This window comes from Burkholderia sp. 28_3, assembly GCF_003253915.1.
Classification (GTDB): domain Bacteria; phylum Pseudomonadota; class Gammaproteobacteria; order Burkholderiales; family Burkholderiaceae; genus Burkholderia; species Burkholderia cenocepacia.
Window position 1 is genome coordinate 109,394 of sequence record NZ_QKZF01000010.1, and the last position, 22,266, is coordinate 131,659.

Annotated in this window: 21 protein-coding genes and 1 pseudogene; 14 read left to right on the forward strand and 8 right to left on the reverse strand. The window is 67.6% G+C overall.

Annotation, left to right across the window (positions count from 1 at the left end):
* The first annotated feature begins 132 nt into the window (after window positions 1-132).
* Window positions 133-843, forward strand: coding sequence for an IclR family transcriptional regulator (locus DFS13_RS21505; protein WP_006482615.1), 711 nt, complete (start codon window positions 133-135; stop codon window positions 841-843).
* A 17-nt stretch (window positions 844-860) separates the two neighbouring features.
* Here DFS13_RS21505 and DFS13_RS40870 read toward each other — a convergent pair.
* The 3 genes and pseudogenes from DFS13_RS40870 to DFS13_RS21520 all read right to left on the reverse strand — a co-directional run.
* Window positions 861-999, reverse strand: a pseudogene (locus DFS13_RS40870) (short-chain dehydrogenase/reductase); the annotation flags it as partial.
* Window positions 1,000-1,077: 78 nt separating this feature from the next.
* Window positions 1,078-2,412: an MFS transporter gene (locus DFS13_RS21515; RefSeq protein ID WP_006482599.1), complete on the reverse strand. Its 1,335-nt coding sequence runs from the start codon at window positions 2,410-2,412 to the stop codon at window positions 1,078-1,080.
* A gap of 66 nt (window positions 2,413-2,478) precedes the next feature.
* Entirely contained in the window at window positions 2,479-4,824 is a 2,346-nt protein-coding gene (locus tag DFS13_RS21520) for a cytochrome P450/oxidoreductase (protein WP_111442101.1), read from the reverse strand.
* 113 nt (window positions 4,825-4,937) lie between these two features.
* Between DFS13_RS21520 and DFS13_RS21525 the strand changes: the two genes are divergently transcribed.
* The 4 genes from DFS13_RS21525 to DFS13_RS21540 all read left to right on the forward strand — a co-directional run bounded on the left by DFS13_RS21525 (window position 4,938) and on the right by DFS13_RS21540 (window position 8,122).
* Window positions 4,938-5,753, forward strand: coding sequence for an IclR family transcriptional regulator (locus DFS13_RS21525; protein WP_048987674.1), 816 nt, complete (start codon window positions 4,938-4,940; stop codon window positions 5,751-5,753).
* Between the two features lie 89 nt (window positions 5,754-5,842).
* On the forward strand, window positions 5,843-6,481 hold the full coding sequence (locus DFS13_RS21530; RefSeq protein ID WP_111442102.1) for a TetR/AcrR family transcriptional regulator: 639 nt from the start codon (window positions 5,843-5,845) through the stop codon (window positions 6,479-6,481).
* Between the two features lie 45 nt (window positions 6,482-6,526).
* Entirely contained in the window at window positions 6,527-7,510 is a 984-nt protein-coding gene (locus DFS13_RS21535) for an MDR family oxidoreductase (protein WP_111442103.1), read from the forward strand.
* A gap of 33 nt (window positions 7,511-7,543) precedes the next feature.
* Entirely contained in the window at window positions 7,544-8,122 is a 579-nt protein-coding gene (locus DFS13_RS21540; protein ID WP_111442104.1) for a peroxidase-related enzyme, read from the forward strand.
* A 118-nt stretch (window positions 8,123-8,240) separates the two neighbouring features.
* Here the strand turns inward: DFS13_RS21540 and DFS13_RS21545 are convergent, their stop codons facing one another.
* Window positions 8,241-9,584, reverse strand: a complete 1,344-nt coding sequence (locus DFS13_RS21545; protein ID WP_111442105.1) for a serine hydrolase — start codon at window positions 9,582-9,584, stop codon at window positions 8,241-8,243.
* Window positions 9,585-9,820: 236 nt separating this feature from the next.
* On the opposite strand from DFS13_RS21545, the gene DFS13_RS21550 reads away from it, so the two are divergent.
* Window positions 9,821-10,732 carry a LysR family transcriptional regulator gene (locus DFS13_RS21550; RefSeq protein ID WP_006482585.1) on the forward strand — a complete coding sequence of 304 codons (912 nt, stop codon included), beginning with the start codon at window positions 9,821-9,823 and terminating at the stop codon, window positions 10,730-10,732.
* Between the two features lie 28 nt (window positions 10,733-10,760).
* Here the strand turns inward: DFS13_RS21550 and DFS13_RS21555 are convergent, their stop codons facing one another.
* The gene (locus tag DFS13_RS21555; RefSeq protein ID WP_048987679.1) at window positions 10,761-11,636 is read right to left on the reverse strand and encodes an SDR family NAD(P)-dependent oxidoreductase; all 876 of its coding nucleotides are present in this window, start codon (window positions 11,634-11,636) and stop codon (window positions 10,761-10,763) included.
* 153 nt (window positions 11,637-11,789) lie between these two features.
* Entirely contained in the window at window positions 11,790-12,368 is a 579-nt protein-coding gene (locus tag DFS13_RS21560; RefSeq protein ID WP_105866598.1) for a TetR/AcrR family transcriptional regulator, read from the reverse strand.
* A 201-nt stretch (window positions 12,369-12,569) separates the two neighbouring features.
* Here DFS13_RS21560 and zwf point away from each other — a divergent pair, with 201 nt between their 5' ends.
* Window positions 12,570-14,045, forward strand: a complete 1,476-nt coding sequence (gene zwf / locus DFS13_RS21565) for a glucose-6-phosphate dehydrogenase (protein ID WP_048987685.1) — start codon at window positions 12,570-12,572, stop codon at window positions 14,043-14,045.
* 69 nt (window positions 14,046-14,114) lie between these two features.
* Here the strand turns inward: zwf and DFS13_RS21570 are convergent, their stop codons facing one another.
* Complete coding sequence (locus DFS13_RS21570; RefSeq protein WP_006482606.1) at window positions 14,115-15,056, reverse strand: LysR family transcriptional regulator; 942 nt, start codon at window positions 15,054-15,056, stop codon at window positions 14,115-14,117.
* A gap of 101 nt (window positions 15,057-15,157) precedes the next feature.
* Between DFS13_RS21570 and DFS13_RS21575 the strand changes: the two genes are divergently transcribed.
* The 7 genes from DFS13_RS21575 to DFS13_RS21605 all read left to right on the forward strand — a co-directional run bounded on the left by DFS13_RS21575 (window position 15,158) and on the right by DFS13_RS21605 (window position 21,460).
* A complete protein-coding gene (locus DFS13_RS21575; protein WP_006482611.1) occupies window positions 15,158-16,360 on the forward strand; it encodes an MFS transporter in 1,203 nt (400 codons plus the stop codon).
* Window positions 16,361-16,389: 29 nt separating this feature from the next.
* Window positions 16,390-16,713 (forward strand): hypothetical protein, encoded by a 324-nt coding sequence (locus DFS13_RS21580; protein ID WP_006482596.1) that lies wholly within the window; start codon window positions 16,390-16,392, stop codon window positions 16,711-16,713.
* Window positions 16,714-16,729: 16 nt separating this feature from the next.
* Window positions 16,730-17,680 carry an LLM class oxidoreductase gene (locus DFS13_RS21585; protein WP_062885018.1) on the forward strand — a complete coding sequence of 317 codons (951 nt, stop codon included), beginning with the start codon at window positions 16,730-16,732 and terminating at the stop codon, window positions 17,678-17,680.
* A 151-nt stretch (window positions 17,681-17,831) separates the two neighbouring features.
* Window positions 17,832-18,638 carry a 2,5-didehydrogluconate reductase DkgB gene (gene dkgB, locus DFS13_RS21590; RefSeq protein WP_034178340.1) on the forward strand — a complete coding sequence of 269 codons (807 nt, stop codon included), beginning with the start codon at window positions 17,832-17,834 and terminating at the stop codon, window positions 18,636-18,638.
* A 69-nt stretch (window positions 18,639-18,707) separates the two neighbouring features.
* Window positions 18,708-19,823, forward strand: coding sequence for an alkene reductase (locus DFS13_RS21595; RefSeq protein WP_111442106.1), 1,116 nt, complete (start codon window positions 18,708-18,710; stop codon window positions 19,821-19,823).
* 19 nt (window positions 19,824-19,842) lie between these two features.
* On the forward strand, window positions 19,843-20,805 hold the full coding sequence (locus DFS13_RS21600) for a cyclase family protein (RefSeq protein WP_111442107.1): 963 nt from the start codon (window positions 19,843-19,845) through the stop codon (window positions 20,803-20,805).
* Window positions 20,806-20,941: 136 nt separating this feature from the next.
* Window positions 20,942-21,460, forward strand: a complete 519-nt coding sequence (locus DFS13_RS21605; protein ID WP_043204452.1) for a DUF3455 domain-containing protein — start codon at window positions 20,942-20,944, stop codon at window positions 21,458-21,460.
* A 122-nt stretch (window positions 21,461-21,582) separates the two neighbouring features.
* Here DFS13_RS21605 and DFS13_RS21610 read toward each other — a convergent pair whose 3' ends face one another.
* Entirely contained in the window at window positions 21,583-22,248 is a 666-nt protein-coding gene (locus DFS13_RS21610; protein WP_006482616.1) for an O-methyltransferase, read from the reverse strand.
* Window positions 22,249-22,266: the final 18 nt, after the last annotated feature.

A 22,266-nucleotide genomic window follows, 5' to 3' on the forward strand; every position in this document is an offset into this window, starting at 1 on the left:
CAACACTGGTGTACACAGTGAAATCACTATAACGAGACAACCCATACCAGGGCACTGGCGTTTACCCTTTTACGTGGTAAACCAGCGTTTTACTCTGTACAATATCCGTTGTGTGTCGACGGGAGAGAAGGAATGGGAAATGACGGCGTGGTTGCCGTGGAAAAGGCGCTTTCGCTGCTGGACTGCTTCAAGCCGGGCGCCGAATCGCAGTCGCTCGCGACACTGTCGCAAGCCTCCGGCATGCACAAGACGACGGTCTATCGGCTGATGAACTCGCTGGAGCGAATGGGCTATGTCGTGCGCGCGCAGTCCGGCAACTATTCGCTTGGGCACCGCGTGCTGTACCTCGGCAAGCTGTACGAGCAGTCCTTCCATCTGTCCACGGTGGTCGAACCGGCGCTGCATGCGCTGGCCGCGCTGACGAAGGAAAGCGCATCGTACTACGTGCACGACAACGGGCAGCGGCTTTGCCTGTTTCGGGTCGAGCCGTCCGAAGGCCTGCGTGAAACGCGGCTCGCGGGCACGATGCTGCCGCTCGACGACACGGCCATCAGCCAGGTGATCCGTTTCTGGGGGCTCGGCGAACCGATCTATGACAAGCCGCCCGCACTGCCCCTCTTCACCGCGGGTGCACGCGATGTGCACACCGCAGCGTTCGCGGTGCCGGTCTTCGGCGCCGGCGACAAGTTCATGGCGGCGCTGACGCTGTCCGGTCCTGCGTCGCGCCTCAGCGTCGCGCACGAGTCGGGTGAACTGGATCGACCGCAGCTGGATGCGGCCGCCGATCTATCGCGGAAGCTGGGCGCGAGTGTCGCGCTCTGCGAGAACGTCTACGGCATCTGATCGCCGCTTCCGCAACGGCCGAGCAGCAGGCGCAGCGGCACGTCGTCGCGGCGCGACGGGTCGACGATCAGCGCCGCGCGCCGCCTGCGCGACCCATTCGGTACGCATCCCGCCCGGCTCGAGCGTGCACACGCGCACGCCGAACGACGCGGCTTCCTACGCGGAATTTTTCACCGTGATAAGCGTTTTTAAACAGGGTTAGTACGAACGCCCGCATGACGCGGGCGGCGTTCCTTACGCATGCGTCGAGCGCGGCCGGTCGTTCGTCAGCACAACCGCATGGCCGGTGGACATCGAACGTGACTGGAAGTCCTCGCCGCGCGATTCGCGCGACGCGATCACCGCGACGAACGCCGGCAGCGCCATCAGGATCGCGTAGCCGGCGACAAAGATCGCCGAACCCGTATAGCTGACGAGCAGCGTGCCGACGATCGGCGCGATCGATCCGCCGAGCACCGATGCAAGCTGATAGCTGGTCGACAGCGCGGTGAAGCGCACGCGCGTCGGAAACAGTTCGGCCATGTACGCGGCCATCGGTCCGAGAATGATCCCGTGGCACGTCAGGCACGCGATCAACGCCAGTTGCAGATGAACGTAGTCGCTGCCTGGCGACAGCGTGAACAGCGAACAACCGGCGATCGCCGCGCCGAGCAGGCCGGCGATCAGCACCGGGCGCCGTCCGATCCGGTCCGACACGTGCGCGGCAATCAGGATGACGACGACCTCGATCGCCGACGCCCACATCAGCGCGGACAGTGCCTGCGGTCTGCTGAAGTGCAGATAGCCGGTCGCGAGTCCGAGCGCGAACGTCGAAAACAGATACAGGAACGTGTTCTCCGCGGCTTTCACGAAGAACGCACGCGCCATTTGCCGCCCGTTGCTCGCGCAGGTGTCGCGCAGCGACGCGCGCTCGACCGTCTGGTGCGCGGCCGACAGCTCGGCGAACGCCGCCGATTCCTCGACGCGCCGGCGCGTCCAGAAGCCGACGATCACGAGCAGCGCGGAAATGAAGAACGGAATCCGCCACGCCCAGTCGACGAATGCGGCATCGCCGTAGAATCGCTGCACCATCCCGATCACGAACGCGGTCAGCACGTTCGCGAGCGGCCCGGCGAACATCGTGAAGCTGGTCCAGAAGCCGCGCTGCGCGCCGGGCATCGACTCGGCGATCATCAGGATCGCGCCGGTCGCTTCGCCGCCGACCGCGATGCCCTGCACGATGCGCAGCAGCACGAGCAGCAGCGGCGCCGCGATGCCGATCGACGCATAGGTCGGCAGCAAGCCGACGCAGAACGTGCTGATGCCCATCATCAGCAGACTGACGACGAGCGTCTTGCGGCGGCCGATGCGGTCGCCGATCATCCCGAACACGATGCCGCCGAGCGGCCGCGCGACGAAGCCGACGGCGAACGTCGCGAGCGCGAGCAGCGTGGCGGCGAGCGGATTGCCGACGACGAAGAACTGCTTGTCGAACACGAGCACCGCACACGCGGCGAACGCGAAAAAGTCGTACCACTCCAGCGTGGTGCCGACGGTACAGGCGAACATCAGGTTGGCACGCTTCTTCATCGCGCATGTCTCCGGTTTTTTTGTGGTTTGCGTGGGGCGAGCGACGCCGCGGCGACGCCCGTGGATTCAGAGTTCGAGCACGAGCCGCTCGCCGCCGCACGCGCGCGAACAGCAGGTCATCATGCGATCGTTCGCGTCGCGTTCGGCGCGCGTCAGCACGCTGTCGCGATGATCGACGCGGCCGGCCAGCACCCGCACTTCGCAGGATCCGCACAGCCCTTCGCGGCAGTCGCTCTGCACGTCGATGTTCGCGTGCTGCAATGCGTCGAGCACCGTCTGGTTCGCCGCGACCGTCAGCGTGATGCCGGAATCCTTCAGTTCGACTTCGAACGGGCGCTCCTTCGATGGGTCGAGGGCCGCACGCGTCGACACGAAATGCTCGACACGCAGCGCATCGCGCGGCCAGTGCGCGCAACTCGCTTCGAGCGCATCGAGCATCCGCGCGGGGCCGCACGCGTAGATGCGCGTGTCGTCGGCCGGCTGGGCGAACAGCGCGCGGAAGTCGTTGCGCGAACCTTCGTCCGACACGTAGACGTGCAGACGCTCGCCGTGCAGCGCCGTGAGCGCGTCGAGCAGCGCCATCGACGCGCGTCGTGCGCCGCTATAGTGGATCTCGTAGTCGATGCCGTGCACCTTCGCTTCGCGCGCCATCGCGCTGATCGGCGTAATGCCGATGCCGCCCGCGACGAAGATCGCCTTGCCGGCGTCGGTCGCGAAACGGAAGTGATTACGCGGCCCGCGGATCTTCAGCACGTCGCCGGCGCGCAGATTCGCATGCACCCATGCCGATCCGCCGCGGCCCTGCGCTTCGTGCAGCACCGCGATCTCGTACGCGTCGCGCTCGGCCGGGTCGCCGCACAGCGAATACTGGCGCGTGATGCCGGTATCGCCACAGATCACGTCGATATGCGCGCCGGGCGTCCAGCGCGGCAGCATGCGACCGTCGCCGGACACGAGGCGGACCTGCGCGACGCGATCCGCGCACCTCGACACGCGCTGTACCTTCACCACGCGACTCACCGCGTGCGACGACGGCTCGCCGATGCGCACCGCCGTGCGCGCGCGCAGCGCCGACGGGTCGCGGCGCTCGGGATTCGCCGCCGGATCCCATTCGACATACAGGTGCTCGGGGCCGCGGAACGACGTGTTCGGCACATACGTGAAGCGCTGTTCCGCCAGCTTCATGTGCGGCAGACGGCGCGTGAACTCCTCGAGGAAGATCTGCATCTCCATGCGCGCGAGATTCTTGCCCATGCACTGATGCGACCCGTAGCCGAACGTGAGCTGATCGCTCGCATTCTCCCGGCGAATGTCGAACAGGTCCGCATCCGCGAAGCGCGCTTCGTCATGATTCGCGGACGACGTGACGATCAGCAGCTTCGAGCCGGCGGGCACCGCGACGCCGCCGATCGTGACGTCCTTCGTCGCGAGCCGTCGCCACGCGGCGACCGAGCCGTTGTGGCGCAGGCACTCCTCGACCGCGTTCGGGATCAGCGACGGGTCGTCGCAGATGTCGCGCCACGCATCGGGATGCTGCAGCAGCAGCTTCATCGCATTGGCCGTCGCGTTCGCGGTCGTCTCGTGCGCGGCGACGATCCCCGCCATCATCATCGAGTGCAGATACGAATCGGTGATCACGTCGGGCAGCGCCTTCTGCTTGCGAATCCCGTACTGCATCCAGCCCGGCCCGGACGGATCCTCGCGCATCTTGTCGAGCACCTTGCCCGCGAACTGCCAGAACTTGCCGACCGCATGCGCGACAGCGACCTGCTCCTCCGGTTTCGGACGGCCCCACGTGTTGATCGTATGGGCGATCGAGTATTCGCGCAGCGTGTCCATGTCCTCTTCCGGCACGCCGAGAAAGTGCAGCGCGACGGTAAGCGGCACCTCCCACAACATCTGGTCGACCAGATCCGCGCGGCCGTCGTCGATGAAGCGGTCCACGTATTCGCGCGCGAGCCGGCGCACCATCGGTTCGTGATGCTTCAGCGCTTCGGGCGTGAACGGGTCCAGCAGCGCACGGCGACGCGGCATGTGCGCGGGCTCGTCCTCGTTGACGAGCGTGCGGTTCAGCGCGAAGCCGTACGACGCGAGCACCGCGTTCGCCTCGGCGCCCGTCGGGGTGATCTTCTCCAGCGCGATCGACGGACTGAACGTGAGGTTGTCGCGAAAGATGGCCTTGATGTCGTCGTAGCGCGTGACGATCCAGTACCCCAGCTTCGGGCTGTAAAACACCGGCTCCCGCTCGCGCGCCCAACGGACGTATTCGGGCGGATCCTGCTGATAGCCGTCGTCGAACGGATCGAACGCGGCCGCGGCCGCGCTGACCGGGCACCCGTTCGGCGCGGTCGCCGCTGCCGGCGCGGGATGAAACGGACATTTCGACGACGCGTGATGCTCGATGGCGGACATGATTGACTCCGGTGCGATGATTTAGCGTAAATCTAATACGCATTGCGTAATCGCAGGACTGGGGTAAACCTTGGCGGTCCGCCGTCGGCGGCCGTCGGGCTAGAATCCGCCGTATGAAAAAAATCACCGGAACGAAAAAGACCGCACCCGCCGAGCGGGACCGCAGGCAACGCGTTCAATCCGCGTCGACCGGCCTTCTCGTGCTGAAGGAACTCGCGGCATCGGGCGGCCGCGCGACGCTGACCGCGCTCGCGGCACGGCTCGACGAGAATCCCGCGAAAGTGCACAGATATCTGGCGAGCCTGATGGAAGCGTCGTTCGTCACGCAGGATCGCGGCACGCAGCAGTACGTGCTCGGACCGCAATGCATCTCGATCGGGCTCGCCGCGATGCGGATGGCCGACCCGATACGACTCGCCGAGCCGTCGCTGGTGCGCCTGCGCGAGCGCCTCGAAGTGACGTGCTTCGTCGCGATCATGGGCAACCGCGGGCCGACGATCATGCGGTTCGAGGAGCCCGGCCTGCCGGTGACGGTCAACGTGCGCGCGGGCTCCGTCATGTCGTTGCTGTGGTCGGCGACGGGCCGGCTGTTCCTCGCGCTGCTCGACGAACCTCGCGTGCGGAAACTCGCGGAAGAAGAGCTTGCATCGGCGCCGGCCGAATTGCGCGCCCAGCTCGACCGACGCGATCCGGTCGGCAAATTGCAGCGCGAGATCCGCGCGGCCGGCCTCGCCAGCGTCCGCGACACGAACCTGAAGGGCATCAGCGCGGTGTCGGCAGCGCTATTCGACGCAAACGGGCATATGTGCGGCGCACTCACCGCGCTGGGCGCCACGGGCGGCTTCGACGCGTCGATCGACGGGCCGGTCGCGACGGCGCTGCGCCACGAGGCCACGCTGATCAGCGCCGAGCTCGGGTACACGGGCTGACCCCGTCGCCGCTACGGCGTCCGCGGATCCGCCCGGACGCCGGCTCGCCCTCCGCTTGATTTTTGAGACGAACGGTCTATTATTCGGCCATGGACACGCGCATCGATCCGCCGCGCCGCCGCGGCCGGCCACCCAAGCAGCACGACGACCTCGTCGCCACGCGCGACATGCTGCTGCGCACCGGGCTCGAGATCCTCACCGAAAAGGGCTTTTCGGCCACCGGGCTCGACGAGATCCTCGGGCGCGCCGGCGTGCCGAAAGGCTCGTTCTATCACTACTTCGACAGCAAGGAAGCGTTCGGCCTCGAACTGATCGACCGCTACGCCGAGTTCTTCGCCCGCAAGCTCGACCGCCATTTCAGCCAGCTGGAACGCTCGCCGCTGGCGCGCGTGCGCGCGTTCGTCGACGACGCCCGCGACGGCATGGCCCGCCATGCGTACCACCGCGGCTGCCTGATCGGCAACCTCGGCCAGGAAATGGGCACGCTGCCCGAGAGCTTCCGCGCGCGTCTGCGCGCGACGTTCGAAGACTGGCAGCGCCGCCTCGCCGAATGCCTGGCCGACGCGCAGCAGGCGGGCGAACTGGCGGATGCCGCCGCCCCCGCCGAGCTGGCCGCATTCTTCTGGATCGGCTGGGAAGGCGCCGTGCTGCGCGCGAAGCTCGAACGCTGCGACCAGCCGCTCGCGCTGTTCGCGCAGTTTTTCTTCAATGGATTGCCTCGACGCTGAATTTTTTTACCATTAACTAGACGATCGGTCTAGAAAGGAGGACGGATGTTCCAGGGCATCGTGATCGACAAGGACGAGACCGGCCAGCACGTGAGGCTGCACACGCTGGACGACGCGCAGTTGCCCGCCGGCAACGTGACGATCCGCGTGGGCTATTCGACGCTGAACTACAAGGACGGGCTGGCGATCACCGGCAAGAGCCCGGTCGTGCGCAAGTTCCCGATGGTGCCGGGCATCGACCTGGTCGGCGAAGTCGAAGCGAGCACGCACCCGGATCACCGTCCGGGCGACCGGGTCGTGCTCAACGGCTGGGGCGTCGGCGAAACGCACTGGGGCGGCCTCGCGCAGAAGGCGCGGGTCGACGGCGACTGGCTGGTGCCGTTGCCGTCCGCGTTTTCGCCGCAACAGGCGATGGCCATCGGCACGGCCGGCTACACCGCGATGCTGTGCGTGATGGCGCTGGAACGGCACGGCGTGCGGCCGGACGACGGCGAGATCGTCGTGACCGGCGCGGCCGGCGGCGTGGGCAGCGTCGCGACGGCCCTTCTCGCGCGACTCGGATACCGGGTCGTCGCCGTGACGGGCCGCCCGGCCGATGCCGACTATCTGCGGCAACTCGGCGCGGCCGAGATTCTGGATCGCGCGTCATTCAGCGTACCCGGCAAGCCGCTCGGCAAGGAGCGCTGGGCCGGCGCCGTCGACGTGGTCGGCAGCCACGTCCTCGCCAACGTGTGCGCGACCACGCGCTACCGCGGCGTGGTGACGGCCTGCGGCCTCGCCGCCGGCATGGACTTCCCCGCGACCGTCGCGCCGTTCATCCTGCGCGGCGTCACGCTCGTCGGGATCGACAGCGTGATGTGTCCGCGCGCCGAGCGGCTGGAAGCCTGGCGCCGGCTCGCGTCCGATCTCGACGTCGAGAAGCTGGGCGCCATCGGCCATCAGGTCGGCCTGAGCGACGCCATTCCGCTGGCGGCGGAACTGATCGACGGCAAGGTGCGCGGCCGCGTCGTCGTCGACGTCAATGCCTGATCGCCCTTCGTGCCACTTTATCCAGGAGACCTCATGATTGCTCCAGACAACGCCCCCGTCAGCCGCTTTCCCGTGCCGGCGCTCGAAGACCTGCCCGGCGACATTCGCGCACGCATCGCGGCCGTCCAGGAAAAATCGGGCTTCGTCCCGAACGTGTTCCTCACCCTCGCGCACCGCCCGGACGAGTTTCGCGCGTTCATGGCGTACCACGACGCGCTGATGGACAAGCCGGGCAACCTCAGCAAGGCCGAACGCGAGATGATCGTCGTGGCCACCAGCGCCGCGAACCAGTGTCAGTACTGCGTGATCGCGCACGGCGCGATCCTGCGCATTCGCGCGAAGAACCCGCTGATCGCCGACCAGGTCGCCACCAACTACCGCAAGGCCGACCTCACCGCGCGCCAGAAGGCGATGCTGGACTTCGCGATGAAGGTGTCGCAGGCCGCGCATCAAGTGGGCGAACCGGACTTCGACGCGCTGAAGACGCACGGCTTCACCGAAGACGACATCTGGGACATCGCGGCGATCTCGGCCTTCTTCGGGATGTCCAACCGCCTCGCGAACGTGACGAACATGCGGCCCAACGCGGAGTTTTACGCGCTGGGCCGCTGACGGCCTCGAGCGCGGCGAGCGCGACCTCGTCGCTACGGAAAGCCGGCGAACACGCGTCCGGCCTTCCGTGCGTTGCGGCAGGAAATGCGCCGCGGCCGGATGGCCGCGGCACGCACGCTCAATCCCGCAGTTCCCGCGCGATCGCGCTGTAGAACACCGACGCTTCGAGCGGCAGCGTATCGAACGACGGCTCGGCCTTCGGCCACGTCGACCATTGCACGATCACGAGATGCTCGGCGCGATTGACCATGATGACCTGACCGAAGATGCCGAGCGCCCACAGCGAACCGCGCAACGACGCCGCGGGCGTCGGGTCCGTGCCCTTCGCATCGACCGGCACCGCGTTGTTCCACCACTGGTAGCCGTAGATGCCGTCGGGATGCCCGGCCGACACCGACTGCCGCGCCTGCGTCCAGTCCGACGCCTGGTCGAGCCAGCCGTCCGGCAAAATCCGCGTGCCGTCGGGCAGCTTGCCGCCACCCAGCACGAATTCGCCGAAGCGTCCCCAGTCTTCCAGCGTCACATTGAAACCGTGCGCGCCGACGTCGTGCCGCCCTGCGCGATACGCGTGCCACACACCGTCGCTCGCCATCCCGTACGGCTTCCAGATCGTCTTTTCGAGATAAGCGGCGAGCGACATGCCGGTCGCGCGCTCGAGCACGTCGCCGAGCAGCCACGCACCGCCGGAACTGTACGACCAGGTCTGCCCGGGCGGATGCGCGCGACCGAGCCCCTTGACCAGCGTGCGCACGCACGCGTACGTGCCGGGCCGCGCCTCGCATTGCGTGAGCTTCGCGAAATCGGAGTCCGGATTCGTGTAGCTCTCGTTCCACGCGACACCGGACGTGTGCTGGATCAACTGCTTCAGCGTCACGCCGTCCCACGCGGTGCCCTTCAGGTCCGGCTCGTAATCGGTCACGCGATCGTCGAGCGACTTGATCTTCCCTTCCCGCAACGCGACACCGACGAGCGTCGACACGACCGACTTGCCGACCGAGCGCGACGTCCACAACGTCGTATCGGTGTTGCCGTCGCCCAGATACTTGTATGCGATCTTGCCGTCCTTCAGCACCAGCAGGCCGGCCACGTCCTGATGCTTCAGGTAGTCCTTCAGCGTGTAGCGCTTGCCGTGCACTTCGTATGACACGTCGGTCAGCATGCGGGCGGCATCGACCAACGGCGTGGCCGCGCGATGGTGGAACACGTCGCCCGGATAGTTGCGATAGTCGTTGCGAAAGCCGATCACGCGATCCGGCTGGCTCCACGTCAGCATCCGCTTCGGGTCGGGCAGCGTCGCGTCGAACGGCGCGGGGCACGTGGCGAGCGCGACGCCGCCGCACGTCGCGGCGGCCGGCGCCGCGGCAGACGACGCGACTTGCGCGAACGACGCCGTCGCTGCGCTGCCCGCGACGACCGCCGCCGCGAGCGCGATGCCGAATGAACGATCGAACCTCGGTTTCATGGGTGTCCTTGTCGACGATGTCCGGTCGCGCCTGCGCAAGAAAGTTTCCGCCGCACGGCCCGAACGTTTCAGGGGGCGGCGCCATCGTCACCGGCGTCCGACGCGCGGCATACGCGGGTCGATCGCGCCGGCGACGGCTACCGCATCGCGCCCTCGAAACCAGTATCGAGTGCGCGCGTCGACGAGGCAAAACGGCACATGTGGGAAAATCCCCCGCATCCGCCGGAAGGGACATCATGGGCGCACTGACTTACTCGCTCGCGCAGATCGAGGCGTTCGCGTGCATTGCCGAACACGGCAGCATCACGAAGGCCGCCGCGCATCTCGGCAAGGACCGCTCGACCGTCAGCGAGCTGCTGGAATTCTTCGAAATCGAACTGGGCTTTGCGCTGTTCGCGCGCAGCGGACGGTCGCTGTCGCTGACGTCGGAGGGCGAGCGCCTGCAACGCCAGGCGCGCCTGCTGCTGCGGCAGGCGCAGGCGTTCGGCGCCGCGGCGAAAGGCGTGCCGTCCGGCATCGCCGACGCGATCCGCATCGCCTACGATCCCTTCGTGCCGCGCACGCTGCTGCATGCGCTGATCGACGATCTCGCCGCGTCGGGCATCGACGTCAGTACCTGGAGCGCGTCGCGCGACGAAGCCGAGGCGGCGCTCGTGTCCGGCGCCGCGCAGGTCGCGATCAGTCTCGCGCGCAACCGGTTCGTCGCGGCCGAGCTCGAATGGCGGGCGGTCGGCGCGATCGAGATCGGCTTTTACGCGTCGGCCGACCTGTTTCCGGCCACCGGGTCGCCGGTCACGGTCCCCGCGCTCGCCGCGAAGCCGCAGGTCGTGATGCACCGCTCGCTGGGCACGCAGTTCGCGCAACTGCTGCAGGTCTCGGACCGGCTCGTGTACGCGAACGAACTCGAAACCGTGCGTCACCTGCTTCAGCACGGCCATGGCTGGGGCTTCCTGCCGACGCATTTCGACGCCGGGCGCTGGCCGTCCGTCACGCGCATCGACACGGAGGTCGGGCACGGCAGCCTTGTCCATTCGATCGTCGCGGTGTGGAAGCCCGGCACGTGGAACCCGTCGCCGATCCTCGAAGCGATCGACGCCGCCGGCGCGGCATGGGAGAAAGCCGCGCAACGGCAGCACGGCGCGCGCTGAACGCCACGCGCCGTGCTGCCGCCCGCCGTTACTCGATCGCCTTCAACGCATCGAGCCCATCCGGCAGCTTCGCGTCCGGAAACTGCGTCGACAACGTGGCGTCCCGCCACCGCGCCGCCTCTTCCGCGCGCTGCCGCTCCGCCTGCTCGCAGACGAACAGCGCATCGCCGCCGAGCAGCAGGCGCAGCGGCACGTCGTCGCGGCGCGACAGGTCGACGATCAGCGCCGCGATGCGTGCGGGGTCGCCGATTTCATGGCCGCCATACGCGCCGAGCAGGTCGAGAATCTTGCCGACCGACGGCTGATAGTCGGGCAGCAGATCGTCGAGGCCGCGCTTCGCCCGTGCGGCCCATTCGGTACGCATCCCGCCCGGTTCGAGCGTGCACACACGCACGCCGAACGGCGCGACTTCCTTCGCGAGCACGTCGCTGAACCCGCCGACCGCCCACTTGGCGGCCTGATACGCGGACAATCCGGGCGTCGACGTGCGCCCGCCGACCGACGACACCTGGAAGATGTGCCCCGCACGCTGCGCGCGCATCGTCGGCAGCACCGCGCGCGTAAGGTTGATCACGCCGAACAGGTTCGTTTCGATCTGGTCGCGGAAAGCGTTGGCGCTCATCTGCTCGAACGGCGCCGTGTGGCCGTAGCCCGCGTTGTTCACCAGCACGTCGATGCGGCCGAACGCCGCGCGTGCCGTCGCGACGGCCTGCGCGGCCGCCGCTTCGTCGGTGACGTCGAGTTCGACCGGCAGCAGCCGGTCGCCATACCGTTCGGCCAGATCGGCCAGTCGCGCCGGATCGCGCGCGCCGGCCACCAGCCGGTCGCCCGCCGCCAGCACCGCTTCCGAGATCGCTCGCCCGAGGCCGCGTGCGGCCCCCGTTACCAACCAGACTTTCGACATTTTTCGCTCCTTGAGCATGATGAAACGATGAAAATGAATGATTACTCACTCATTAATGTGGGCGATGTGTCGATCATCCGCGACGTGCATCGCCCGGCTTGAAACGCGCTACCCGTCGTCGCACCATGCGCCGCCACGACGACGAACCTCGACTCACACCGCGTGCAACACGGCCCACAACGCGCGAAACCCGGCTTCCCGGTACGCATCGGCCCGCGCCGGATCGCGCGCGATCGACTCCATCGCGGTTTCCGCGATCGACGTAAACAACGCCGCGCAGAACGCATGCGCTTCGTCGCGGTGCAGCGCGCCCGACGCGGCGACCTGCTCGCGCAGCAGCGCACCGATCTCGCCGAAGCCTTCCGAGCCGGCCGCCCGATGCGCGTCGTCGATGCGGCCGCTCACGCCCAACTGCCGCAGCGCGCGCCGGCCGTCCGGATTCGCGACACCCCACGACACATAGCCGTTCCACGCATGCCGCACGGCCTGCTCGGCCGGCGCGTGTTCCGGAAACCCGGTCATCATCGCGTCGCGCAGGTCGGCCTTCAGGCTCAGGTACAGCGCGTTCAGTAACGCATCCTTGGTCTCGAAATAGGTGAACACCGTGCCTTCCGCGACGCCGGCGAGCTTCGCGATGCGCGCGGTCGTCGCGCTCGCGCCGTCCTCGGCGAGCGCGCGCGCGGCCGCGGCGAGGATGGCTTCGTGCTTGTCGGGACTACGCGGTCGGGCCACGTTCAATTCCTTTAATGAGTGAGCGCTCAATCATAATCAAGCCATCGGCAGGAATGCAAGCCTTGTTACATCCGGGGGAACGCATACGCAATCCATCAAAACGGTGCACTATTAGCGTTTTGCCGTACCGGCGCCGGCCATCCGGCGCCCGATGCCCTCGACGTTCGTTTCACGTTCACCGTTTCAAACCGCGAACCTCCCATGACGAATCAGCCTTCCCAGACCGCGGCCGACCGGCCCGTCGACATGATCATCTTCGGCGGCGGCGGCGACCTGGCCGCCCGCAAGCTGTTGCCCGCGCTGTACATGGCGCACCTGCACTGCAATCTTCCGCCCGAGACGCGCATCATCGCCGTCGGCCGCCGCGACTGGGGCATCGACGGTTATCGCAAGTTCATGGACGAGCAGTCGCGCCCGTTCATCGACGAGAAGGCGTTCGACGCCGACGCGTGGAGCCGCTTCCTCGACCTGTTCAAGTACGTGCTGATCGACGTGAACGCGCCGGACGACTACCGGCGGCTCGCCGAAGCGGCGCGGAGCGAGGCGGTCCGCGTGTTCTACCTGTCGACGTCGCCGGAGCTGTTCACGACGATCTGCGACAACCTGTCGGCCGCGCACCTCGTCGACGCGCACTCGCGCGTCGTCCTCGAAAAGCCGCTGGGCCACGATCTCGCGTCCGCGAAGGCGATCAACGACGCGGTCGGCAAGCACTTCGAGGAATCGCAGATCTATCGGATCGACCACTATCTCGGCAAGGAAACCGTGCAGAACCTGATGGTGCTGCGCTTCGGCAACCCGATCTTCGGGCCGCTGTGGCAGGCGCCGAACATCCGCAGCGTGCAGATCACGGTGGCGGAGACGGTCGGCGTCGGCAGCCGCGCGGGCTTCTACGACCATACCGGCGCGCTGCGCGACATGGTGCAGAACCACCTGCTGCAACTGCTGTGCATCGTCGCGATGGAGCCGCCCGTGTCGCTCGACCCGGATGCGGTACGCGACGAGAAGCTGAAGGTGCTGCGCTCGCTGCGGCCGATGTCGCTGTCGGACGTCGCGCGCGACACGGTGCGCGGCCAGTACACGGCCGGCGCGGTCGACGGCCAGCCGGTCAAGGGCTATCTCGAGGAGGACAACGTGCCGGCGGACAGCCGCGCGGAAACCTTCGTCGCGCTGCGCGCGCACATCAACAACTGGCGCTGGGCGAACGTGCCGTTCTTCCTGCGCACCGGCAAGCGGCTGCAGCGCCGCCAGTCGGAAATCGTGATCGAGTTCGCGGACATGCCGTTCTCGATCATCCCGACCGGCCCGCGCAATTACGGCAACCGCCTCGTGATCCGGCTCCAGCCGGAAGAGTCGATCCAGTTGCAGATGCTCGCGAAGGAGCCGGGCAGCGGGATGAACATGGTGCCGGTGAGCCTGAACCTCGACCTGCAGCAGGCGATTCCGGAACGGCGCGCGGAAGCGTACGAGCGGCTGCTGATCGACGTGATCCGCGGCCGCCTCACGCACTTCATGCGCCGCGACGAACTCGAAGCCGCGTGGTCGTGGGTCGAGCCGATCCTCGACGGCTGGAAGCAGCTCGGCGACCGGCCGCGCCTGTACACGGCCGGCACGTTCGGGCCCGCGGCTTCGTCGGCGCTGCTCGCGCGCGACGGGATGTCGTGGGCCGAAGAGGCGTAATCGCACGCGACGGCGTGCCGCCGCGCGGCACGCCCGTTCCCGACGGGCAGCCCCACCTGCCCTGTATCGCTACTGCGGCACCATCCACGCGGCCTTGCGCCGCGCCGGCGCATCGCCGCCGCTGCCGCCGCCCAGCACCTCGATCAGGTAGTCGACGAACGACGCGATCCGCGACGAAATCGCGGTATTGCGGTAGTACACCGCGTGAATCGGCTGCTGGACGTCGAGCGTCTGGCGCGCGAGTACCTGCGCGAGCCGCCCCGCCTCGCGATCCCGCGCGGTCACGAAATCGGACAGGCAGACGACGCCCGTGCCCTCCAGCGCCAGCTGCCGCAGCGTTTCGCCGCTCGACGAATACACGTCCGGCTCGATGCGGCACGCTTCGCCGTCCGCGCCGAGGATCGGCCATACGTTCAACGATTCGGGCTGCGTGAAGCCGAGCAGCGTGTGCTTCGCGAGATCCTCGACCTTGCGCGGCTGGCCATGCGCTTCGAGGTACGCGGGGCTCGCGAGCATGCGTACCCGGCTGTTGCCGATCCGCCGGCTGTGCAGCGTCGAATCCTTCAACCGGCCGATCCGGATCGCGACGTCGGTGCGCCGCTCCAGCAGGTCGGTGATGCCCTCGTTGCTGTTCAGTTCCAGTTCGACCTTCGGGAAGCGTTCGCGGTAGCCGCGCACGAGCGGCACGATCACGTGCAGCATGAACGGCGTCGCGGCGTCGACGCGCAGGCGTCCGGACGGCATCTCGCGCCGCGCGAGCATCTGCTCTTCCGCACTCTCGACCGATTCGATGATCGCGCGCGCGTCCTGCAGGAATGCGCGCCCCTCTTCGGTCAGTTCGAGCCGGCGCGTGGTCCGGCGCAGCAGCGTGGTCTTCAGCTTTTCCTCGAGCCGCGCGAGCGTGCGGCTCGTCGCCGACACGGTGAGGTCGAGTTGCTGGGCGGCCGCCGTGATCGAACCGGTGTCGACCACGGCGGTAAAGGCCTGGAGTTCGTCGAGGGTGGTTTTCATTGTTGACTTGAAATCAAAACAATTTGGTTTATAGACCAGTTTTTCAGCAAAAGTAAAGCCGGCACACTGCGATCCATTCCTACTGAAACCCGGATCCCGTCATGCCACTCGCGTTGCTCGCGCTGACCATCAGCGCCTTTGCCATCGGCACCACCGAATTCGTGATCGTCGGGCTGATCCCGACGATCGGCGCCGATCTCGGCGTCAGCCTGCCGTCCGCCGGCCTGCTCGTCAGCCTGTATGCGCTGAGCGTCGCGATCGGCGCGCCGCTCCTCACCGCGCTCACCGGCCGCGTGCCGCGCAAGGCGCTGCTCGCCGGGCTGATGGCGCTCTTCACCGTCGGCAACCTCGTCGCGTGGCAGGCGCCCGGCTACGAATCGCTGATCGTCGCGCGCATCCTCACCGGCCTCGCGCACGGCGTGTTCTTCTCGGTCGGCTCGATCATCGCGACCACGCTCGTGCCGAAGGACAAGGCCGCCAGCGCGATCGCGACGATGTTCAGCGGGATGACCGTCGCGTTCGTCGCCGGCATTCCGCTCGGCACCTTCATCGGCCAGCACTTCGGCTGGCGCGCGACGTTCCTGATCGTCGCGCTGTTCGGGCTGGTCGCGTTCCTCGGTGCGGTCGCCTTCGTGCCGCGCGGGTTGCCGCAGACGCCGCCGGCGCCGCTCGCCCGTCAGCTGCGCGTGCTGGCCCAGCCGCGCCTGCTGCTCGTCTATGCGATGACGGCCGTCGGTTACGGCGGCTCGCTGATCGCGTTCACCTATATGGCGCCGCTGCTCGAACAAATCGCCGGCTTCACGCCGTCGCAGGTCAGCCTCGTGCTCGTCGGCTACGGCGTCTCGGTCGCGGTCGGCAACGTGTGGGGCGGCAAGCTCGCGGACGCCGTCGGCCCCGTGAAGGCGCTCAAGCGGATCTTCCTGCTGCTCGCGATCGTGCTGCTCGCGCTGACCTTCACGATCCACGTGAAATGGCTCGCGGTGCTGACGATGCTCGCGTGGGGCGCCGTGGCGTTCGGCAACGTGCCGGGGCTGCAGGTGTACGTCGTCAAGCAGGCGCGCCACTTCGCGCCGGACGCCACCGACGTCGCATCGGGCTTCAACATCGCCGCCTTCAACCTCGGCGTGGCCGGCGGCTCGTCGCTCGGCGGCCTGATCGTCGCGAACGTCGGCCTCGGCCACACGCCGTGGATCGCCGCCGTCGTCACGCTCGGCGCCTTTGCGCTCACCGCGCTGAGCGGCCGTCTCGACCGCCGCCACGGGCTGCCGGAACGCACGGCCGAACCCGTCGAACTCGCCCATTGAACGTCACTTTTTTGCAGGAGCTACCCAGCATGAACGCATCGACCCAACGTCCGCCGTTCGCCGGCAAGACCTTCGAAGTCCGTTACGACGGCCTCACCGCGCTCAACGCGTACGACGAGGACGGCCGCCACATGCGCTACGCGATCACCGAAGGCCCGTACGCGGGCGCGAAGGGCGAAGTCGAATACACGTGGCAACGCATCGCCGGCGAGACCTACGCGATCTCGTGGCAGGAAGCCGATCGCGCGACCGTCGTGCATATCGACGACTTCGCCGCCGGCACGTCGCGCTCGTTCTTCACCGCGGCGTCGCTCGACTTCTACCGCCTCGACGGCAGCCTGCGCGCGGTCTGAACGGAGCAACCCGATCATGTCCACCTCCCTCGACAAGCTCGCCGCCGGCGGCTTCAGCATCGGCATCGAACTGCCGCTCGACAACGACTGGACCCCGTCCGGCAACGCCAAACGCCGGCATGACGGCCGCCACGCCGGCGTGCCCGACCTCGGCATCCACGCGGAGCTCGCGCAACTGGCCGACACGCTCGGCTTCCGCGCGCTCTGGGTGCGCGACGTGCCGGTGTACGACCCGTCGTTCGGCGACGCCGCACAGGTGTTCGAAACGTTCTCGTATCTCGGCTACCTCGCCGGCATCACGCACGACATCCTGCTCGGCACCGCGGCCGTCGTGCTGCCGCTGCGCGAACCGCTGCTGACGCTGAAATCGGCCGCGACGATCCAGGAGCTGAGCGGCGGGCGCCTGCTGCTCGGCGTCGCGAGCGGCGACCGGCCGGTCGAATATCCGCTGTTCGGCCGCGACTTCGCGTCGCGCGGCGCGAACTTCCGCGACCAGATCGCGCTGCTGCGCGACGGCGCGCGCGGGCATCTGCCGCCCGGCCTGGAAATGCTGCCCGCGGCCCGTTCGCCGGTGCCGCTGCTCGTCGCGGGCCTCGCCCAGCAGACGCCCGCGTGGATCGGCGAGCACATGGACGGCTGCCTCGCGTATCCGGGCACGCCGGCCGACCACCTGCAACGCGCCGCGAACTGGCGTGCGGTGGCGGGCGACAAGCCGTACGTGAGCTTCATCCATCTCGACCTCGCGGAAGATCCGCACGAACCGCTGCAGCGGCACCGCTTCGGCGCGCGCGCGGGGCGCATCGCGCTGACGGAGGAACTCGCGGCGATGCGCGATGCGGGCGTGCAGCACATCGGCCTGCATTTTCGCCGCAACCAGCGGCCGCTCGACGAGACGATGGCCGAGATCGCATCGGACGTGCTGCCTGCGTTCCATCCGAAAACGAATCCACGGACGCTCGCCGCATAAGACCGGCGAGCACCTTCAGATAGGCGAATGGCCGATCAATATTTGATTTCAAATCAAATATTTTTGACCTCTAAAGGCGTTTATTTCATCAGTCTCAAGCGCCAGAATGACTTCCATACCGCAATCGTTCCAACTCTTTCAGGAGCACATGATGAGCAAGATTCCCGCATTCGGCCTCGGTACCTTCCGCCTGCAAGGCCAGGTCGTCATCGACTCGGTCCGCAACGGCCTCGACGTCGGCTACCGCGCGATCGACACCGCGCAGATCTACGGCAACGAAGCCGAAGTCGGCGAAGCGATCGCCGCATCGGGCGTACGCCGCGAAGACCTGTTCCTCACGACGAAGATCTGGGTCGACAACTACGCGCCGGAGAAACTGGCGGCCAGCCTCGAGGACAGCCTGCGCAAGCTGCGCACCGACGTCGTCGACCTGACGCTGATCCACTGGCCGGCCCCGGGCAACGGCGTGTCGATCGACGCGTTCATGACCGCGCTGGCGGACGCGAAGGCGAAGGGTCTCACGCGCCAGATCGGCATCTCGAACTTCAACATCGCACTGACGAAGGAAGCGATCGCGGCCGTCGGCAAGGATGCGATCGCGACGAACCAGATCGAGCTGAGCCCGTACCTGCAGAACCGCAAGCTGGTCGAGTTCCTGAACGCCGAAGGCATTCACGTGACGTCGTACATGACGCTCGCGTACGGCAAGGTGCTCGGCGACCCGGTGATCGGCGCGATCGCGCAGCGTCACGACGCAACGCCGGCGCAAGTCGCGCTCGCGTGGGCGCTGCAACTCGGCTACTCGGTGATTCCGTCGTCGACCAAGCGCGAGAACCTCGCCAGCAACCTGCTCGCGCAGACGCTGCGCCTGACCGACGAAGACATGGCGCAGATCGCCGCGCTCGAACGCAACGGCCGCGAAGTCGACCCGGCCGGCCTCGCGCCGAAGTGGGACTGAGCGCACCGCGCCTTCATCCGATATGACCCGCCCGCGGCCCGCAGGCCGCGGCACCGACAGGACACCATCATGACCCAGGACCCGCTGTTCCAACCGCTGCAATTCGGTACGCTGACGCTGCCGAACCGCATCGTGATGCCGCCGATGACGCGCTCGCGCGCCAGCCAGCCCGGCGACGAAGCCAACGAACTGATGGCCGCGTACTACGCGCAGCGCGCGAGTGCGGGCCTGATCGTCAGCGAAGGCACCTACATCGCGCCGCTCGGCAAGGGCTACGCGTGGACGCCCGGCATTCACACGCCGTCGCAGGTCGCCGGCTGGCGCAAGGTGACGGACGCCGTGCATGCCGCGCACGGCCGCATCTTCGCGCAGCTGTGGCACGTCGGCCGGCTCAGTCACACGAGCCTGCTCGGCGGCCAGCAACCGGTATCGTCGTCGCCGCTCCAGGCGAAGGGCGTGAACGTGTTCGTCGCCGGTGAAGACGGCAGCACGCCGGGCTTCGTGCAGGCGTCCGAGCCGCGCGCACTGTCGATCGACGAGATCCGCGAGATCGTCGACCAGTACCGCGCCGCCGCCCGCCATGCGATCGAAGCGGGCTTCGACGGCGTCGAGCTGCACGGCGCGAACGGCTACCTCGTGAACCAGTTCATCGACTCGAACGCGAACACGCGCACCGATGCGTACGGCGGCTCGCTGGAAAACCGGCTGCGGTTCCTGCGCGAAGTCACGCAGGCGCTGATCGACGGCACCGGCGATGCGTCGCGCGTCGGCATCCGCCTCGCGCCGCTGACCACGCTGAACGGCTGCGTCGATGACGATCCGGAAACCACCTATCTCGCCGCCGCGAAGCTGCTCGGCGAACTCGGCGTCGGCTACCTGCACATCGCGGAAGCCGACTGGGACGACGCGCCGCTGATGCCGGTCGCCTTCAAGCAGCAACTGCGCGCCGCGTTCCCGGGTGTGCTGATCTATGCCGGCGCGTACACCGCCGAGCGCGCCCGCGAAGCGATCGCCGCCGGCTGGGCCGACCTCGTCGCCTTCGGCCGCCCGTTCGTCGCGAACCCCGACCTGCCCGAGCGGCTGCGCACCGGCGCCGCGCTCGCGCCGCACGATCGCAACACGCTGTTCGGCGGGGGCGCCCGCGGCCTGACCGACTATCCGACGCTCGCGCAAGCCGCGGCGTAACACGCTACAGGAATCTGAAATGAAAACAACGCTCGCCCGGCTCGCGCTCGCCGCGATCCTGCCGTTCGCGGCCGCGCAAGCGGCCCACGCCGCCCCGTCCGCTCCGGCGGCCGACTGGTATCCGTCCGTCTATGGCGCGAACGACGAAATCGGCGCGGCCAACCTGCTGACGCCCGACGTCGTCAAGCAGGCGGTCGGCCTCGTGAAGGTCGGCAAGGCCTATCCGTTGGCCGTGCCGGTGGACAAGAACCTGCCGGCGTTCCGTCACCGCAGCTTCCGGCTGTACAACGTGCAGGTCGGCCAGCAGGCCGGCAAGAGCCTCGGTCCGAACAAGTTCACGTTCAACGACGAACTCGTCAACGCATGGACCGGCGTCGGCACGCAGCTCAACGGCATCGGCCACATCGGCATCGACAACGTGTACTACAACGGCAACCGCGCGGCCGATTTCGTGACCGTCGACGGCGTGAAGAAGCTCGGCGTCGAGAAGGTGCCGCCGATCGTCACGCGCGGCGTCGTGCTCGACATGACCGCCTACTACGGCAAGCCGATCGTGCCGGGCGGCACCGAATTCACGGTCGCCGACATCCAGGCCGTGCTGAAGAAGCAGAGGCTGACGCTGCGCAAGGGCGACGTCGTGCTGTTCAACACCGGCTGGCTGGAGTTGGTCGGCAAGGACGACGAGCAGTTCCTCGAGGTCGAGCCCGGCATCGGCATGGAAGCCGCGAAATGGCTGGCCGACCAGGGGATCGTCGCGTTCGGCGGCGACACGTGGGCGTCGGAGGTCTATCCGAATCCGCACACGCGGGACGAATTCCCGATCAACCAGTACATGCTCGCGAAGCGCGGCATCTACAACCTGGAACTGATCGACAGCCGCGCGCTGGTGCGCGACAAGGCGTGGGAATTCCTCTTCGTGCTCGGCCAGCCGCTGTACGTCGGCTCCACGCAGGTCAACATCAATCCGGTCGCGATCCGCTGATCGCGCGCGCCCTGCGGCAATCGCGGCGACTATCGCCGCGATTGTCATTTCCGTATTGCAGCCTGTGCGATGGGCGTCTAACGTTGACGGGATCGACGCCGTACGACCGTCACCCGACTTGAAAGGACGCCCCGTCATGCCAAGCCGCTCCCTGACACGCGACATGCTGCTGGCCTCTGCGGCCAGTCTTTCCCTGTCGGCTTTCACCGCGCCCGCACACGCCGACGAGGCCGCCGGCCTCGCGCCGCCGGCACCGGCCACGCCGGTGCTGACGACCACCGCGACCGGCGTGCAGATCTATGCGTGCGAATACGATGCCGACCACCGGCTCGCGTGGGCCTTCAAGCGCCCGGAGGCGATGCTGTTCGATGAAAGCGGCACGCTCGTCGTGCGGCACGGCGCGGGGCCGTCGTGGGAAGCGCTCGACGGCAGCCGCATTACCGGCAAGAAGCTCGCGGAAATGCCGAGCGCAAGCGCGGCCAGCGTTCCGCAGCTGCTGCTCGCGGCGGTGCCGGCCGCAACCGGCACGCTCGCCGGCGTGCGCTTCGTGCAGCGGCTCGACACGGCGGGCGGCACGCCGCCGGCTGCGACGTGCACAACCGAGCATGCGGTCGGCCGCTTCCCGTACTTCGCGCGCTACGTGTTCCTGAAGTGACACGCACGGCGTCGCAAGCGACGGGCATCATCCCGTCGCCTTTCGCCGTGTCCCAATTCAATCAGTGATCCTATATTTGGTGCGGGGAAGCGTGAAATCGCCGACACCCTCGTTCCGTCTGGTCAGCGTGTCCGCATCGACAATTCGACGTCGCCGCCGAACGGCACCGACAGATAGCCGTTTTCCGGTGCGCGCACGTAAGCAAGGTAGTCGGGGCTGTATTCCGCGTTGTCGGCCACGACGAACGCTCCCGCCCTGAGCCGCGGCTCGACCAGCGCGAGAATCTCCGGATACAGCGCCTTCGCTCCGTCGAGCAGCAGCAGATCGACCGCATCCGGCAGATCGTAAGCCAGCGTACGCAGCGCATCGCCTTCGCGAATCTCCACGAGATCAGCCAATCCTGCCGCCGTCAGGTTCGCCTGTGCGCGCACGACCTTCGACGGTTCAAACTCGCTCGTAATCAGCCGCCCGCCGCCGTTGTCGCGCAGCGCGGCCGCGAGATGCAGCGTCGAAATGCCGAACGACGTACCGAATTCGACGATTGCCGTCGCGCCGCCGCTGCGCGCGAGCATGTACAGCAGCATGCCCGTCTCGCGTGACACGGGAAGCGGGTAGTCCTTCAGGCGCGCATACAGATCGGCGTAGTCCGTCTTGCTGCGCATCAGCCGCGCTTGCTCGTCGCGCGACACGTTGGCGAAGGCCGGGCTCGTCGCGGGCGACGACGCGTCGGCTTCGTCGAACAGGCGCGCCAGCAGCGAAGCCAGCGGGTCGAGCATCAGGGTGGTCATGCGATATCTCCGGTAGCG